At 53.6% G+C, this 14,273-nt stretch carries 13 protein-coding genes and 1 tRNA gene; 5 read left to right on the plus strand and 9 right to left on the minus strand.

What is annotated here, in order from left to right:
• The 7 genes from KZZ10_RS11385 to cysS form a co-directional block, all read right to left on the minus strand.
• On the minus strand, window positions 1-1,629 hold a 1,629-nt coding region (locus KZZ10_RS11385; protein ID WP_259661652.1), incomplete at its 3' end, for an autotransporter-associated beta strand repeat-containing protein.
• 489 nt (window positions 1,630-2,118) lie between these two features.
• Window positions 2,119-2,212: transfer RNA gene (locus KZZ10_RS11390), tRNA-Ser, on the minus strand.
• A gap of 52 nt (window positions 2,213-2,264) precedes the next feature.
• A complete protein-coding gene (locus KZZ10_RS11395) occupies window positions 2,265-3,530 on the minus strand; it encodes an aspartate kinase (RefSeq protein ID WP_259661653.1) in 1,266 nt (421 codons plus the stop codon).
• 47 nt (window positions 3,531-3,577) lie between these two features.
• Window positions 3,578-4,600, minus strand: a complete 1,023-nt coding sequence (tilS, locus tag KZZ10_RS11400; RefSeq protein WP_259661654.1) for a tRNA lysidine(34) synthetase TilS — start codon at window positions 4,598-4,600, stop codon at window positions 3,578-3,580.
• Window positions 4,601-4,608: 8 nt separating this feature from the next.
• A complete protein-coding gene (locus KZZ10_RS11405; RefSeq protein WP_259661655.1) occupies window positions 4,609-5,574 on the minus strand; it encodes an acetyl-CoA carboxylase carboxyltransferase subunit alpha in 966 nt (321 codons plus the stop codon).
• A gap of 32 nt (window positions 5,575-5,606) precedes the next feature.
• Window positions 5,607-6,251: a DNA-3-methyladenine glycosylase family protein gene (locus KZZ10_RS11410; RefSeq protein ID WP_259661656.1), complete on the minus strand. Its 645-nt coding sequence runs from the start codon at window positions 6,249-6,251 to the stop codon at window positions 5,607-5,609.
• A gap of 10 nt (window positions 6,252-6,261) precedes the next feature.
• Window positions 6,262-7,749: a cysteine--tRNA ligase gene (cysS, locus tag KZZ10_RS11415; protein ID WP_259661657.1), complete on the minus strand. Its 1,488-nt coding sequence runs from the start codon at window positions 7,747-7,749 to the stop codon at window positions 6,262-6,264.
• Window positions 7,750-7,871: 122 nt separating this feature from the next.
• Between cysS and KZZ10_RS11420 the strand changes: the two genes are divergently transcribed.
• The 3 genes from KZZ10_RS11420 (at window position 7,872) to KZZ10_RS11430 (ending at window position 10,043) form a co-directional block, all read left to right on the plus strand.
• The gene (locus tag KZZ10_RS11420) at window positions 7,872-8,639 is read left to right on the plus strand and encodes a tetratricopeptide repeat protein (RefSeq protein WP_259661658.1); all 768 of its coding nucleotides are present in this window, start codon (window positions 7,872-7,874) and stop codon (window positions 8,637-8,639) included.
• A 122-nt stretch (window positions 8,640-8,761) separates the two neighbouring features.
• Entirely contained in the window at window positions 8,762-9,271 is a 510-nt protein-coding gene (locus KZZ10_RS11425) for a peptidylprolyl isomerase (protein WP_311133559.1), read from the plus strand.
• The gene (locus KZZ10_RS11430) at window positions 9,264-10,043 is read left to right on the plus strand and encodes a UDP-2,3-diacylglucosamine diphosphatase (RefSeq protein WP_259661660.1); all 780 of its coding nucleotides are present in this window, start codon (window positions 9,264-9,266) and stop codon (window positions 10,041-10,043) included. Before KZZ10_RS11425 ends, KZZ10_RS11430 begins: the two co-directional genes overlap by 8 nt.
• Here the strand turns inward: KZZ10_RS11430 and KZZ10_RS11435 are convergent.
• Window positions 10,040-11,611, minus strand: a complete 1,572-nt coding sequence (locus KZZ10_RS11435; protein ID WP_259661661.1) for a TerC family protein — start codon at window positions 11,609-11,611, stop codon at window positions 10,040-10,042. The two genes, KZZ10_RS11430 and KZZ10_RS11435, sit on opposite strands and share 4 nt — an antisense overlap.
• Window positions 11,612-11,705: 94 nt before the next feature.
• Window positions 11,706-12,506, minus strand: a complete 801-nt coding sequence (locus KZZ10_RS11440; protein WP_259661662.1) for an inositol monophosphatase family protein — start codon at window positions 12,504-12,506, stop codon at window positions 11,706-11,708.
• A gap of 40 nt (window positions 12,507-12,546) precedes the next feature.
• Between KZZ10_RS11440 and KZZ10_RS11445 the strand changes: the two genes are divergently transcribed.
• Together KZZ10_RS11445 and cysE are read left to right on the plus strand one after the other, a co-directional pair.
• Window positions 12,547-13,356: an RNA methyltransferase gene (locus KZZ10_RS11445; RefSeq protein ID WP_259661663.1), complete on the plus strand. Its 810-nt coding sequence runs from the start codon at window positions 12,547-12,549 to the stop codon at window positions 13,354-13,356.
• 49 nt (window positions 13,357-13,405) lie between these two features.
• A complete protein-coding gene (cysE, locus tag KZZ10_RS11450; RefSeq protein WP_259661664.1) occupies window positions 13,406-14,272 on the plus strand; it encodes a serine O-acetyltransferase in 867 nt (288 codons plus the stop codon).
• The last annotated feature ends 1 nt before the right edge of the window (window position 14,273 follow it).

Raw genomic sequence — 14,273 nt, forward strand, 5'->3', positions numbered from 1 at the left:
GCGGAAGCGATCACCAAGTGCTGGAACATAGATCGCACTACCGTAGCCTGACTCGCTTGCGTTAAACAAGTTCGAGAGGCGTGGCGTTAAGGTCGTACCGGAATTGATTGTGAACTGCCCACCAACGCTCAACAGCGAGTAGTAACCTGTGGCACCCAATGGTGTTGTGCTGCTCGCTTGAGTCAAACCTGCAATATCTTGTTGATAGGTTGAACCCGTGTTCATCCATACGTTCCTCGAGGCCACGAGATAGCCTGGCGAGTTACCAGGTTTGATTACACCCCCGACACTCAGGTTGCCTGCAATCGTGCCCGTACCCATCAAGGTACCGGCAGATGCTATGAGGACGTCACCTGTGCCGGTAGGTGATGCGCCGGCTATAGATAGTGTTCCCGATGCCACCGTCGTGCCGCCGCTATACGTGTTGGCACCGGTAAAGATCGTTGTGCCCGTGCCGTTAAACGTCAATCCACCTACGCCAGAGAAAATACCGGACAGGGTTGCAGAGCCACCGCTGGGCGATGTAATTGTGCCGCCTGCGCTTGATACCGTAAAGGCTAAGCTTGAGTTATCACCATTACCAAGCACTAACGTACCACCGGAAAGAACCGGATTTGCTGTGGCGCCGACGCTACTTAAACTCACGCTCGTGCCTGCTGCAATGCTCGATGTACTGTCACTACTTTCACCGCTGCTATAACTCGTGATCGTCAAGTTCCAAATATGATTGACTGAATCTGTCTCGGAAAGAGTAAATGTATAGCCAAAGAAAGTAGCGCTGTAACTTGTTGCACCGCCCAAACCCAGTTGAGCGGAGGTGATGCCTCTTAGCACCGCACTCAGCGTGCTATTGATAATTGAACTACCCGCTGTCGACAAACTCGATACGCCAAACACCATCGTGCCGGTCACTGCCGTTGCGGAGAGTCGTCCGTAAGTGGACGAATTGATAATAATAATGTTGTAGTTTGTTGGCAAAACACCCGTGTAAGTCAGGGCGCCACTAACGCTACCGGCACCTTGCTGGTTGTTAAGCGTCGTGATGATGCTGTAGTTACGGATACTGAAGGAGTCACTATTGTCGGAAACAGAAATCATGCCGGTATTGTTCAGCGTTGTTATGGTGCCACTGTTCAAGACACCATAGCTGCTAGCACCAGTAGCCGAAATCGAGCCAGCATTAGTTAGCGTTGTTATGGTACCGCCGTTGGCAATACCATAATAAATTGGAGACGAAATCGAGCCGCCACTATCAACTGTTAAACTGCACAGTTGTAATGTGAGCTTTTCAGCTGCAGTTACATTCTGACTGATGACTGGGTTACCACTACAAGTAGCCCAAACAGGACTGGTGGCGAATAAACAGCTAACGCCCAGTGTCACAGCTAACGTCAGCGCTCCGAACTTAGACACCCATGCTCGGATCACACTAATTTCCAAACAGTTTTGCTGCGGCGAAGATACGCCCGCAGCGCAGTAGTGGGGGTGCACCAGAGGCGATAAGTGATCAGCGGTTGGGGAAATACATACACCGTCTAGCGCCTGGCATAGTCGCATTGGCTTGCGCAAGCTGCGCTGGGCGATTAGCCTCAATTGAGTGAGAGCCGCAATATTTAGAGAGAAAATCATATGTGGCCGAACCCGACTTTGGTGTTTGCACTCTGTCGACTCCAGTTGGTCGCGAAGCGTACAAAGCAGTTATCAAACCAAGGGCCCAAAGGGGCCAACACATAACCAAACCGAGGACAAATAAATTAAGTACCGTCAGCCAGAAAGCACAACTTTTCACCGAACATCAAAAAAATTTAGATTTCGAAAATCATATCACAAAATAAACAATATGTCATTTTGACAAAAAGCACATTTGATCGATCTAGGCATGCGAAAGGGATTTGGGTATCCCATATCCGACGGAGAAAAATCTGGAGAGAGCCCAATGATCTATATCTTGACGATTCCCACCCAGTACACCCATCACGGGGTCTAACTTGACTTGATCTTGGACCAAAGTGAGGCGCTGCGGATGACCATAGTCACGCGCCAGAACCGCAAAGCCCCGCACTGTGCGGGGCTCGTGGCATATCGAATCTCTGCGTAGCAGGTTCGAAACTTAAGTTTTGGCGGAGGCGCAGGGATTCGAACCCTGGATGCAAGTTTTAGCTCACATACTCCCTTAGCAGGGGAGCCCCTTCAGCCGCTCGGGCACGCCTCCAAACCAAGGCAAGATTCTAGCATGGCTAGCCCCTGCCCTGATAAACCAAAGATTAAGGCTTTTTCGCAGGCGCCGTCTCTAAACCAAACGCCTTGTGCAGTGCCCTCACCGCCAGCTCCATGTACTTGTCACTGATCACGACAGAGGTCTTGATTTCGCTTGTGCTGATCATGTGAATATTGATGTTTTCCTGCGCGAGTGTCTTGAACATCAAGCTTGCCACACCCGCGTGCGAACGCATACCAATGCCCACGATCGAAACTTTAGCGACCTTGTCATCCGACAAGACTTCGCGCGGTTTGACCTCGGGTGCGATCTTGTCCCTGATCACAGCCAGCGTACGTGCAAATTCGTTACGGTGAACCGTAAACGAGAAGTCGGTCGTGCCATCCACAGACTGGTTCTGCACGATCATATCGACATCAATATTGGCATCTGCCACTTGTCCCAAGATTGCAAAGGCAACGCCTGGCTTATCGGGCACGCCAAGCAGTGTCACTTTGGCTTCATCGCGGCTAAAGGCTATGCCTGAAACAACGGCTGCTTCCATTTTTTCATCTTCCTCAAAGGTAATCAGGGTTCCGGAACGCATTTCTTCGTCCAGCGGAATATCTGGGTCGGTCAATGACGACAGCACCCGGGTCGGCACACGATATTTACCGGCAAACTCGACAGAGCGAATCTGTAGCACTTTGGAGCCAAGCGAAGCCATCTCAAGCATTTCTTCAAAAGAAATCACGCTCAAGCGTCGCGCATCAGGCTCAACACGCGGATCCGTCGTGTAGACACCATCAACGTCGGTGTAAATCAAACACTCATCTGCCTTCAGAGCTGCCGCCACGGCTACAGCCGATGTGTCAGAGCCTCCACGACCGAGCGTAGTGATGTGTCCGTCATCATCGACACCTTGAAAGCCCGTCACAACAACGACACGACCGGCATCAAGATCTGCACGGATACGCTTGTCGTCAATCGAGGTAATGCGCGCCTTGGTAAAAGACGAATCGGTACGGACCGGAACCTGCCAACCTGCGTAGCTACGTGCTTGTAAGCCCGCCGCTTGCAAGGCAATCGCGAGAAGTCCGCTTGAAGCCTGTTCGCCGGTCGCAGCGATCATATCCAACTCGCGACCATCTGCTGTTTCAGAAAGCTCTTTAGCTAAGCCTAAGAGTCGATTGGTCTCGCCAGACATTGCTGACGGCACCACAACGACCTGGTGGCCCGCTGCGTGCCATTTAGCGACCCGACGCGCAACGTTTTTGATGCGTTCGACCGAACCCATCGACGTGCCGCCGTACTTGTGAACAATGAGTGCCATGATATTTTGAGCAAAAATGCCGTGAGGCAGGAGCAAAGTCCACTATTTTAGCCCGAAGACAAGGAAACCCGCCCCCGCAGGCACTGAACCCGATGCACGCCGTGCTGCCAGAGCAGCCCTCGGTCATGCCCCAAGGCATGCAATTGGCGCAGTTGGCGCATTAACTCGGCCAACCGGCGCTCGCCTGGCATGGCAACACACTGCTGGTTAAGCCAGTACCGTAAAACCAAAGCCTGGCGCGGTTCGCTCAGATTACGCCAGCGCTGCAAGCTAAAGCTCGAGCCCTCAAGGTCGGGCTCAAGCGCTTGCCAATCCGTGGCAGCCACCTCATCCAAGATTTGCGAGGTCTCTTGCGCTTGCTTTGCGTGTCTGGTCAAGGTCTGGCGCCAGGCAGGCCAACGAGCCTCAAGCACCGGAATGAGCTCTGCACGCAATGCCCCGCGGGCAAATTGTGCATCGAGATTACTGGGGTCTGTAATGGGCTCCCAGCCAGATCTTTCTGTGTATGCACGCGTCTGAGCCACAAGGGCGTCTCGGTCAATCTCGAGCCAGGGCCGCACGAGCCGCAAAGCACCCCGCAACACATCTGCGTGCATGGCACCCAAACCCAACACACCTGCGCCCCGCAGCAACCTAAGCAAGACCGTCTCAGCCTGGTCCTGCCGATGATGCGCTAGCAGAATCGCCTTCACGTCCTGAGTAGCCGCGAGATCGGTAAGCGCGAGGTAACGTGCATTCCTTGCTGCAGCCTCAATACCCAGGCCAGAGTCTTGCTCTACCGCCACGCGGCGCAAAAATAAAGGAGTATCTAAATCATTGGCGAAGACTTGCAAGTGCGCAGCCCACGCGTCGGCTTGTGCATACAACCCGTGATGGACATGAAAAAAATATAAAGGATGCTCTGTCTCGTTACACACTTGCCTTGCTACAAGAGCAAGAGCAACTGAGTCGATCCCTCCGCTTAAGGCAACCGCAACAGCGGCGCGAGGCGGTAGCGCTGCGAGTGACCTCACCAGCGCCGCATGCAGCACTTGGCCTTGTTCAGGGCTGGTGTCAGACGATACTGACAACCAAGCCTCTACGCACGAACCTCTTGAAAGCGACCATAAGAAAGCAGCCGTTCAAGACGATGTTCAATAAGTTGCTCGGGGGTCATGCCAGAGAGTTGACGTAGTGCATCCGCGAGTGAGCGGCGTAATAAGCGCGCCATCACACGTGGATCACGATGCGCGCCACCCACAGGCTCATTCACAATGCGATCAATCAAGCCAAACTCTTTCAAGCGATCTGCCGTGATCGCTAACGCAGCTGCAGCCTCTGAGGCTTTATCAGCACTACGCCAGAGAATCGACGCGCATCCTTCAGGTGAAATGACCGAGTATGTTGAGTACTGCAACATCATCACAACATTACCAACAGCGATCGCCAACGCGCCACCCGAACCACCCTCGCCGATAATCGTCGAGATAATGGGCACACGCAGTTCAGCCATCGCATACAGGTTGTGGCCAATCGCTTCCGATTGCCCGCGCTCTTCTGCGCCGATGCCGGGGTACGCACCTGGTGTGTCAACAAACGTAAACACAGGTAAATTGAATTTTTCGGCGAGTCGCATCAAACGCATCGCCTTGCGGTAGCCCTCGGGGCGTGGCATCCCGAAGTTACGCGCAGCACGCTCTTTCGTATCACGGCCCTTTTGATGACCAATAACCATGCAGGGCGCACCGTTGAAACGTGCCATGCCGCCCACGATCGACAAGTCATCGGCATACATGCGATCGCCATGCAATTCATGGAAGTCAGTAAAAATCTCTCGGACGTAATCGAGCGTGTAAGGACGCTGCGGATGGCGCGCAACCATCGACGTTTGCCAAGGCGTGAGCTTGGCATAGATATCTTTGGCTAAGGTTTGACTTTTTTGCTGTAAGCGATTGATTTCGTCCGAGATATCAACGGCCGAATCAGCTTGCACATAGCGCAGTTGCTCGATCTTGCCTTCTAACTCGCCAAGAGGCTGTTCGAACTCTAAAAAAGTATTACGCATATTTCATCGACTCTTTGAACAACGACGCTAAATCAATATTCCACTGGAACGGGGTCCAGACTACGCCACAAATACCATGTCGCCACTGTAGACCAAGGCTGCCAGCCCTGCGCAACCTCCCTAGCCTCAAAACGAGACACGGGTTCACCACTGAAGTAGTGTAACGAGATTGCGTTGAGCAAACCGACATCATCCAGCGGCAAAACATCAGGGCGCTGTAAATTAAAAATCAAAAACATCTCAGCCGTCCACCGACCAATCCCGCGAATTGCGGTCAATTCGGTAATGACCGACTCATCATCCATCGTTGCCCATTTTTTGGGGTGTACGAGTTTTTCAGAAAAGTGGGTGGATAGATCAAGAATGTACTCAGCCTTACGACCTGACAATCCGGCTGCGCGCAATTTTTCGACACCAGCCTTTTGAACCGAGGCCGGCGTTGGGCGCTTGCCACATTCCAGCAAAAGACGTTGCCACACTGACTCCGCGGCTTTCACAGAAATCTGCTGCCCAACAATCGAGCGGGCCAGCGTCATGAAGGGATTACCCCTCGAGACTAGACTTATGTTTGGAAACTTCGGAATAAGCCTTTTCATGATGCGATCACGTCGCATCAGGTGCGCAACGGCCGCATCCCAATAGTCTGGCTTAATCGTTTGTCCGACGGTATCCGGCATATCAAGAACCTTAGGCACGACGCCACTGAGTCAACCCACCGGGCTTGTCATCAAGCTCGATTCCTGCGGCTTTCAGTGTTGCACGAATTTGGTCCGCTTCCGCAAAATTTTTGGCCTTTTTTGCCGCGGCTCGAGCAGCAATCAAGGCTTCAATCTCTGGCTCGAGCATCAAGGCCGCGCCCATTGCGCTCTGCCCCGACGAGGCTTCTTCGATCGCACGGCGCGTATAACGGGTGGCGCTTTGAAAATAAACCGCTGGCTCTTGCTGTAACAAACCCAACACCCCTGCAAGCGCCTTTAACTGCGCACAAAGCGCTGCATCCTGTGTGCGATTCACCTGACCCGCCAAGTCAAATAATGCGGCTACTGCACCGGCGGTGTTGAAATCGTCGTCCATCGCCTCACGAAAGGCGATCGCCTGCGGGGTGGACCAATCCACCTGCGCCGCGGCACTCGGAGTTGTGTTTTGCACCGTTTGATATAAACGATCTAGTGAGAGCTGCGCATCGATCAAATTGTCTGGTGCATAGTTTTGTGCGCTACGGTAATGATTACGCACAATAAAAAACCGCAGCATTTCCGCTTCACGTGGATTCACGTCGTAGTCCGACGCCTCGTCAGCACCCTCAGCAACGCTACCCTTACCGATCGTTTGACGAATTGTTTTGAAGTTACCCAACGACTTAGACATTTTGTCCGCATCAACCATGAGCGGACCGCAATGCATCCAGGTGTTGGCCAAGGTGCCACCGAAAGCGCCTTCCGTCTGGGCGATCTCATTTTCATGATGTGGAAACTTGAGGTCAGGACCACCTCCATGAATATCCAACGGAACACCTAAGAGTGCCTTACTCATGGCAGAACACTCAATGTGCCAGCCAGGCCGCCCCCAGCCATAGGGGGACTCCCAACGGGTATCTGCAGGCTCATGTTCTTTAGCGGATTTCCAAAGCACAAAATCCAACGGATCGCGCTTTGAGGAAACAACAGCTACCCGCTCACCGGCACGCAGATCATCAAGCGACTTGCCTGACAGTTTCCCGTAATCTGGAAAGCCTCGAACCGCAAAGTTCACATCGCCATCCTCGGCCTGATAGGCTAAACCGTTGTGCTCCAACTGCTTGATAATGCCAAGCATGTCACCTACGTACTCCGTGGCGCAGGGTTGATGGTCCGGCGCTTGTACGCCAAGTGCCCGCTCGTCGGCGTGCATGGCTTCAATAAAAAATTCCGTGACCTCGGAAATACGACGATTACTCTGCACGGCCCGTTTGATGATTTTGTCATCAATATCGGTAATATTTCGAACATAGGTCACCTGTAGACCTGAGGCTCTTAGCCAACGCTGAACCACATCAAAGCTGACTAGCATTCTGGCATGCCCGAGATGACAGTAGTCATAGACAGTCATTCCGCAAACATACAGCCCAACCTGCCCAGCCTTGAGCGGAGAAAAGGGTCTTTTGGTCCTGGAGAGCGAATCGTAGATCTGGAGCATGCGGTAGGGATAAAAAGGAGCTTTTGAGCCAATCCAGGCAAAATATGCCGTCTAGCGTTTGGTAACCTAAAAGCAGAGCTAAAATGCGGATCGTCAAGTATAGCAATTGAGGATTGTCCACCTTGAACCTGCCTAAAAGCATTGCGTCCGTTTTAGTCGCTACCTGCGTGGTGGCACTATGGCCCATGCACGCGCAGGCCCAGTCAACTTATCCCGGAACGCCCGGGCGCAACATCAATCCGCTAGCAAACGACCCCGTGGAGCCAAGCACGCGTCAAACACCTCGCCAACAACTGCCCTCCGCCGTTCCTGGCAGCGGCCCAGAGCTTATCATCGGTGACAAGCCACCCGAAGGCGGTTGGGACGGTCTTGCCAAAGTACTGGATGCGATTGCGCCCGGGATCGATACTAGAATCCCGCTGAGCCCTGCAGAAGTTAGCCAGCGGATCGAAGGTTTAATTCGAACCGGACGACTCAAAGAAGCGCTAGATGCAGTGGAAAAACGTCAGGCTATCGAGGCAAACCGACACACTCCCGGCACAGATGTACAGCTTATGTTCTTACACGCGAGGCTTCTGACGGAGCTTAAACGCCTACCCGAGGCCGAGGCGATTTATCAGCGCATGACCATGCGCTTCCCCGAGTTACCAGAGCCTTGGAATAACCTGGCAGATTTGTATGTCAAACGCGATGAGCTCGAGCAGGCTCGACGCGCGCTAGAAATGTCGATCATGATCAATCCGAACTCATCCATGACACAGGCAAATCTTGGTGATGTACAACTCATTCTGGCTCTCAGAGCCTACGAGCGAGCAGTCAAAGCGGGCGCAACCGACTTACGCCCGCGCATCCGTTCGGTCACCGATATTATTGAATCGACAAAAAAATGATCAACTCATCTCACTTGCGGCACGCACTGCGCACCCTGACCTTTGCGGGGCTTCTCCCCTTCTTATTTTTGACCGCGCAAGCGGCACCTCCCTCAACCACGAACCAAAAACAAGGCGTAACCATGAGCACCAACCCACGCGTCAAAATGACCACTAGCCAAGGCGATATCATCATCTCTTTAGATGCAGCCAAAGCACCAAAGACCGTTGCCAATTTTCTGGCTTACGTCAATGATGGTTTTTTTGATGGCACGATTTTTCATCGCGTGATCGATGGCTTTATGATCCAAGGCGGTGGTTTTGAGCCAGGTCTTAAGCAAAAACCAACCAAAGCACCTGTGGAAAACGAAGCCAATAATGGCCTCAAAAATAATAAGTACACCTTGGCGATGGCACGCACCCAAGATCCGCACTCCGCGACCGCTCAATTCTTTATCAACGTCGCTAACAACGACTTCCTAAATCACACCGCCCCCACTGCCCAAGGCTGGGGTTACGCAGTCTTCGGTGAGGTTGTTGAAGGCAAAGATGTTGTGGACAAAATGAAAGGTGTCGCCACAGGGAACAGTGGCTTTCACCAAAATGTACCGACTACAGACGTGATCATTACCAAGGCAGCCGTCATTGAATAAGATTGCATTAAACGGGCCCGTGTGGCTCGCCTCCGATGTCCATCTGGGTCAGCACACTACCGGGACATCCGAAGCTTTTCGTGATTTTTTGAAACTCGCGTCGAAAGAAGCATCGGCTCTGCTATTGCCTGGTGACATCTTCGATGCGTGGATTGGCGATGACGTTGCCGTTGTGGCACCGCCATGGTTGGCGCTCGACCTAATGGCGATCAAAGCCTGCGCTGCGAAAATCCCTGTGTGGCTGGGTCGAGGCAACCGCGACTTTTTAATGGGCGAAGCCCTGACGGCAGGCCTGGGCGCAAACTTGCTTCCGGAGCAAGTGTTGGTCACGATCGCAGGTAGAACAATGCTCTTGAGTCACGGCGATGAGTACTGCACTGACGATGTCGCTTATCAGCAGTTTCGAGCGATGGTGCGCAACCCCGCCTGGCAAAGCGGATTCTTGGCCAAAAGTATTCCCGAACGCCTCACGCTCGCTGCACAAGCTCGGGGCGAAAGCATGGTGGCTAATCAAACTAAGTCAAGCGAGATCATGGACGTAAACGCTGACACCGTTGCCGCTGCAATTCGGGCGCACAACGTGTCCTTGATCGTGCATGGTCACACCCATCGTCCTGGCCGCAATGTACTGACGGTGGATGGCAATCGTTGCGAGCGCTGGGTCTTACCCGATTGGGATTGTGACCTCTCCGACGAAAACCGGAAGCCGCGTGGCGGCTGGATGGTGATCGATGAGGACGGCCTGAGCCTATTTGACCTGACTCCTCGCTAGTCGGACGTTACATCCGATAGCGGAGCGAGTTTGGTGACGCGTACTTGGGCAATGCGACGGCCTTCAATGCGCAAGACCTCGAACTTAAAGTGCGCATGTGGCGCATTGAACTCACAGTGATCCCCTTTGGCTGGCAGCTGCCCGAAACGAGACAGCAGATAGCCTGCAAGCGTTGTGAAATCTTCATCCTCATCCACTAGTCCCTCGGTATCCAGCACTTGCTCTAACTGATGCAAGTCGGCGGCACCGTCTACTTCCCATTCGTTAGCCCCGCTCGCAACAATATCTGGCGTTTCGTCCTCATCTGGGAACTCTCCAGCAATCGCTTCAAACACATCGATGGGTGTAACCAGGCCTTGTATCGTCCCGAACTCGTCAGCCACAAGCACCAACTGTCCACGTGAGCGCTTTAGCGTATCCATCAAACGAATAATGCTGATGGTGTCGTGCACAATGATTGGCTCACGCAGGCTCGCTCGACGTACATTGCCGTGGGTCAATAGATCGGCAATCATTTCTTTCGCACGACCAATTCCTAGCACCTCATCAACAGAGCCACGACAAACAGGAAAGAAGCTATGCGGTACCTCTGCGATTTGTTTTTGAATCAATTGCGGATCATCGTCGAGATTGATCCAGGAGATTTCTGTGCGCGGTGTCATGACAGAGTGAATGGTGCGCTCAGCTAAGGTCAAGACACCGCTCACCATATTGCGCTCCTCGACCCCGAACGTCACAGGCGCGTCTTGCTGTTGCTCGCTGGGCGCCTGCACCACTACATCTTCGGGCAAGGGCTTCCCCAGCATGCGCAATACAGCCTCAGCCGTGCGCTCGCGCATCGGTCGCTTGGCCTCAAGCCTTAAACCATTGCGACGCGCAAATTGATTAAGAAGTTCGATGAGCACAGAAAAGCCGATCGCAGCATACAAGTAACCCTTAGGTATCTTGAAGCCAAAGCCTTCTCCAACCAGCGAAAAGCCAATCATCAACAGAAAGCCAAGGCAAAGTACGACGACTGTGGGATGCTCATTCACAAACTTGGTCAGAGGCTTGGATGCCACCAGCATGATCAATACTGCGATCACCACAGCGATCATCATGACTGCCAGGCTATCAACCATCCCAACAGCGGTAATGACAGCGTCCAGCGAGAATACGGCGTCCAACACGACGATCTGCGTCACGATGACCCAAAAACTGGCATAGACGCGCGCAGTCGTGGCCTGCTGACGGTTTCCCTCAAGGCGCTCGTGGAGTTCGAGTGTCGCTTTAAACAGCAGGAAAAAGCCGCCCACGATCAGAATCAGATCGCGGCCCGATAAACTGACTGGACCGAACACAAGCCAAGGTTCGGTGAGTTGCACAAGCCAGGACATCCCGGCCAGCAAGCCCAGTCGCATGATGAGCGCGAGCGACAGGCCAATGATGCGCGCACGTTCACGCTCGGCCGGGGGTAGCTTATCGGCAAGAATTGCGATGAAGATCAGGTTGTCGATACCGAGAACGATCTCAAGTATGACAAGTGTTAACAAGCCGACCCAAATTGTAGGGTCAAGCAGCCACTCCATAGAGGGCTCCGAGAGTTTCTAACGCTTCAATAGTAGCCGATATTGCCGAGCCACCGCAGGGACAACCCCTGTGTGCGGTGGTACCCGTTTAAGACTATTTTGCGCGGTCGCCCTGCACCATGCCAAGCATTTGCGTAAAAATCTTGGGAGTCGCCGCAATCACATTGCCTGACTCCATCCAAGACTGCTCACCATCAAGATCGCCAATCAAGCCACCGGCTTCTAACACCATCAAACTTGCGGCAGCCATATCCCATTGTTTTAGACCGAGGCCACAGAAGCCATCCAAGCGACCCACCGCAACGTAGGCCAAATCCAAAACAGCTGAGCCCGTGCGCCTGACACCCGCACAACCGCGCGCCATTTCTAGGAAGCGCGGTGCAGAGGTCTCGTCGGGTCCGACTGAACCAGGCCAGCGGGCGCCTAGCAACGCATCAGGGAATTTCAGTTGCGACGACACACGCATACGACGGTCATTTAAAAATGCCCCGCCCCCGCGGCTAGCCGTAAACAGTTCATTTCGGACCGGATCGTAGATCACAGCATGATTAATCTGCCCGCGCTGGCGCAGGGCAATAGAAATCGCATAGTGCGGAAAACCATGAATAAAGTTCGTCGTGCCATCTAAGGGATCGATCACCCACTCGTTAGCTGCAAGCTCTCCTTCAGGCGTGTGACCCACCACACCTGATTCTTCGGCCATGAACGTGTGATCTGGGTAGGCTGTGCTGAGCACCTCCATAATGGCACTTTCAGCGCCACGATCGACTTCCGTGACATAATCGCGAGGCCCTTTGCGTGCCACTTGCAAGCGCTCGAGATCAAGGCTTGCACGGTTAATAATCGATCCGGCTCGCCGGGCCGCCTTGATGGCGGTATTAAGCATCGGGTGCATATTTGTGTCTATTTTTTAATAAGCTAAAGCGGGATTTTAAATGACTCCTGATTTTTCCCGTGTTCGCTTCGTAATGACCGAGCCGAGCCACCCCGGAAACGTCGGCTCGGCAGCCCGGGCGATCAAAACCATGGGGTTTGACGATCTTGTGCTCGTCTCCCCAAAGACTGAGCAAATTACCACCCAACCAGAAGCGATCGCCTTAGCAAGCGGTGCAAGCGATGTGCTCGCAGCCGCACTGACGGTTAACAGCCTCCAAGAGGCGCTCGCCCCGATTACCCTGGCCTTCGCCCTGACTGCCCGGGATCGCGAGCTCGGCCCGCCCGCCTGCGATATCCGAGAAGCTGCCCACCTCACACAAGCACACTTAGCCCAGCATCCAAACGCGCGCGTTGCACTGGTAGTAGGCACCGAGCGCTCCGGCCTGACGAATGAACACATCGAACTCTGCCACCGGGTCTGCCACATACCCGCCAATCCAGCCTACAGCTCACTAAATGTCTCTCAGGCGCTTCAGTTAGGGGCTTGGGAGCTGCGGTATGCCCTACTGAACGCCCAAACTGCACCCAACGCACTGTCCGCCAGTCTCACTAACAATCGCACGAGCAAAGATCGTGGCGGGCAGCCCGCTAGCAGCCAGGCTGTCCAAGCTCTGCTCACTCATTGGCAAGAGGCACTTGAAGTGGTCGGTTTTTTAGACCCAGAGCATCCTAAGAAACTTATGCCTCGTATGCGTCACCTCTTCAATCGCGGAGACCTCACTCAAGACGAGGTAGACATGTGGCGCGGCGTTTGCACCGCCATGATCGCGACGGCGCGTGGCACAAAACAGGGCAATCCTTCTCACTAAGCGGGTTAATTCAGTAGCAACTTGTGATTTACGCTAAGCTTTAAACATCATGTTTAACTCTTTGCGCGAAAACATTGCCTGCATTCTCGAGAGAGACCCTGCTGCACGCAGCAAGTTAGAAATCCTGACTTGCTATCCAGGTCTGCACGCCATCATGGCGCACAAACTCGCACATCGTTTATGGCAAGCAAAGTTTTACTGGCTCGGGCGAATGGTCTCCCATCTGAGCCGCATGCTCACAGGCATCGAGATTCACCCCGGTGCGACAATAGGCCGTCGCGTGTTTATTGACCACGGCTTTGGTGTAGTGATCGGCGAAACCTCCGAGATCGGTGACGACTGTACGATTTATCAGGGTGTCACGCTCGGGGGCACGCGTCTATACAAGGGAGCCAAGCGGCATCCAACTCTTGGTAAAGGTGTTGTAGTGGGTGCTGGTGCGCAAGTGCTTGGTGGCTTTACTGTTGGAGATGGTGCACGCATTGGATCAAATGCCGTTGTCGTCAAACCCGTACCCGCTGGCGCCACCGCGGTCGGGAACCCCGCACGCATTATCGAAGTGGATGCTGCTCCCAGCACAACAGACTCCAGTTCAGCTGCGACACCGGCGACCACAACATCAACAAAGATCTCGCCCTGTGATTCGGACTGGGATGCCGCGCCCATCCAGGCCATGCTCGACAAAGGTCCTGCAAAAACAGCACCAATCGAGGGCGCAGCCTTCACCGCCTACGCCGTTGACCCTGCAGCAGCAGATCCACTCGTCAAAGCGTTACATGAGTTAATTACGCACGTATCTAAGCAGGATGCGCGCATCGCCCATCTCTGCCAAACAATCGAATCAATGGGCTCGAAAGTCGAAGGCCAAGCCGCCAAGCTAGATGCTCAGCGCCTGAACAAACTGGTTGACGAATAGC

The organism is Zwartia hollandica, assembly GCF_019923725.1.
GTDB classification, from domain to species: domain Bacteria; phylum Pseudomonadota; class Gammaproteobacteria; order Burkholderiales; family Burkholderiaceae_B; genus Zwartia; species Zwartia hollandica.

Bases quoted from the DNA above. Each gene is read 5' to 3' on its own strand.
- KZZ10_RS11405 (WP_259661655.1), bottom strand. From the start codon at position 5,574: ATGCGTAATACTTTTTTAGAGTTCGAACAGCCTCTTGGCGAGTTAGAA.
- KZZ10_RS11445 (WP_259661663.1), top strand. From the start codon at position 12,547: ATGACTCCTGATTTTTCCCGTGTTCGCTTCGTAATGACCGAGCCGAGC.
- KZZ10_RS11425 (WP_311133559.1), top strand. From the start codon at position 8,762: ATGAGCACCAACCCACGCGTCAAAATGACCACTAGCCAAGGCGATATC.
- KZZ10_RS11395 (WP_259661653.1), bottom strand. From the start codon at position 3,530: ATGGCACTCATTGTTCACAAGTACGGCGGCACGTCGATGGGTTCGGTC.
- KZZ10_RS11410 (WP_259661656.1), bottom strand. From the start codon at position 6,251: ATGCCGGATACCGTCGGACAAACGATTAAGCCAGACTATTGGGATGCG.
- KZZ10_RS11435 (WP_259661661.1), bottom strand. From the start codon at position 11,611: ATGGAGTGGCTGCTTGACCCTACAATTTGGGTCGGCTTGTTAACACTT.
- cysS (WP_259661657.1), bottom strand. From the start codon at position 7,749: ATGCTCCAGATCTACGATTCGCTCTCCAGGACCAAAAGACCCTTTTCT.
- KZZ10_RS11440 (WP_259661662.1), bottom strand. From the start codon at position 12,506: ATGCACCCGATGCTTAATACCGCCATCAAGGCGGCCCGGCGAGCCGGA.
- cysE (WP_259661664.1), top strand. From the start codon at position 13,406: ATGTTTAACTCTTTGCGCGAAAACATTGCCTGCATTCTCGAGAGAGAC.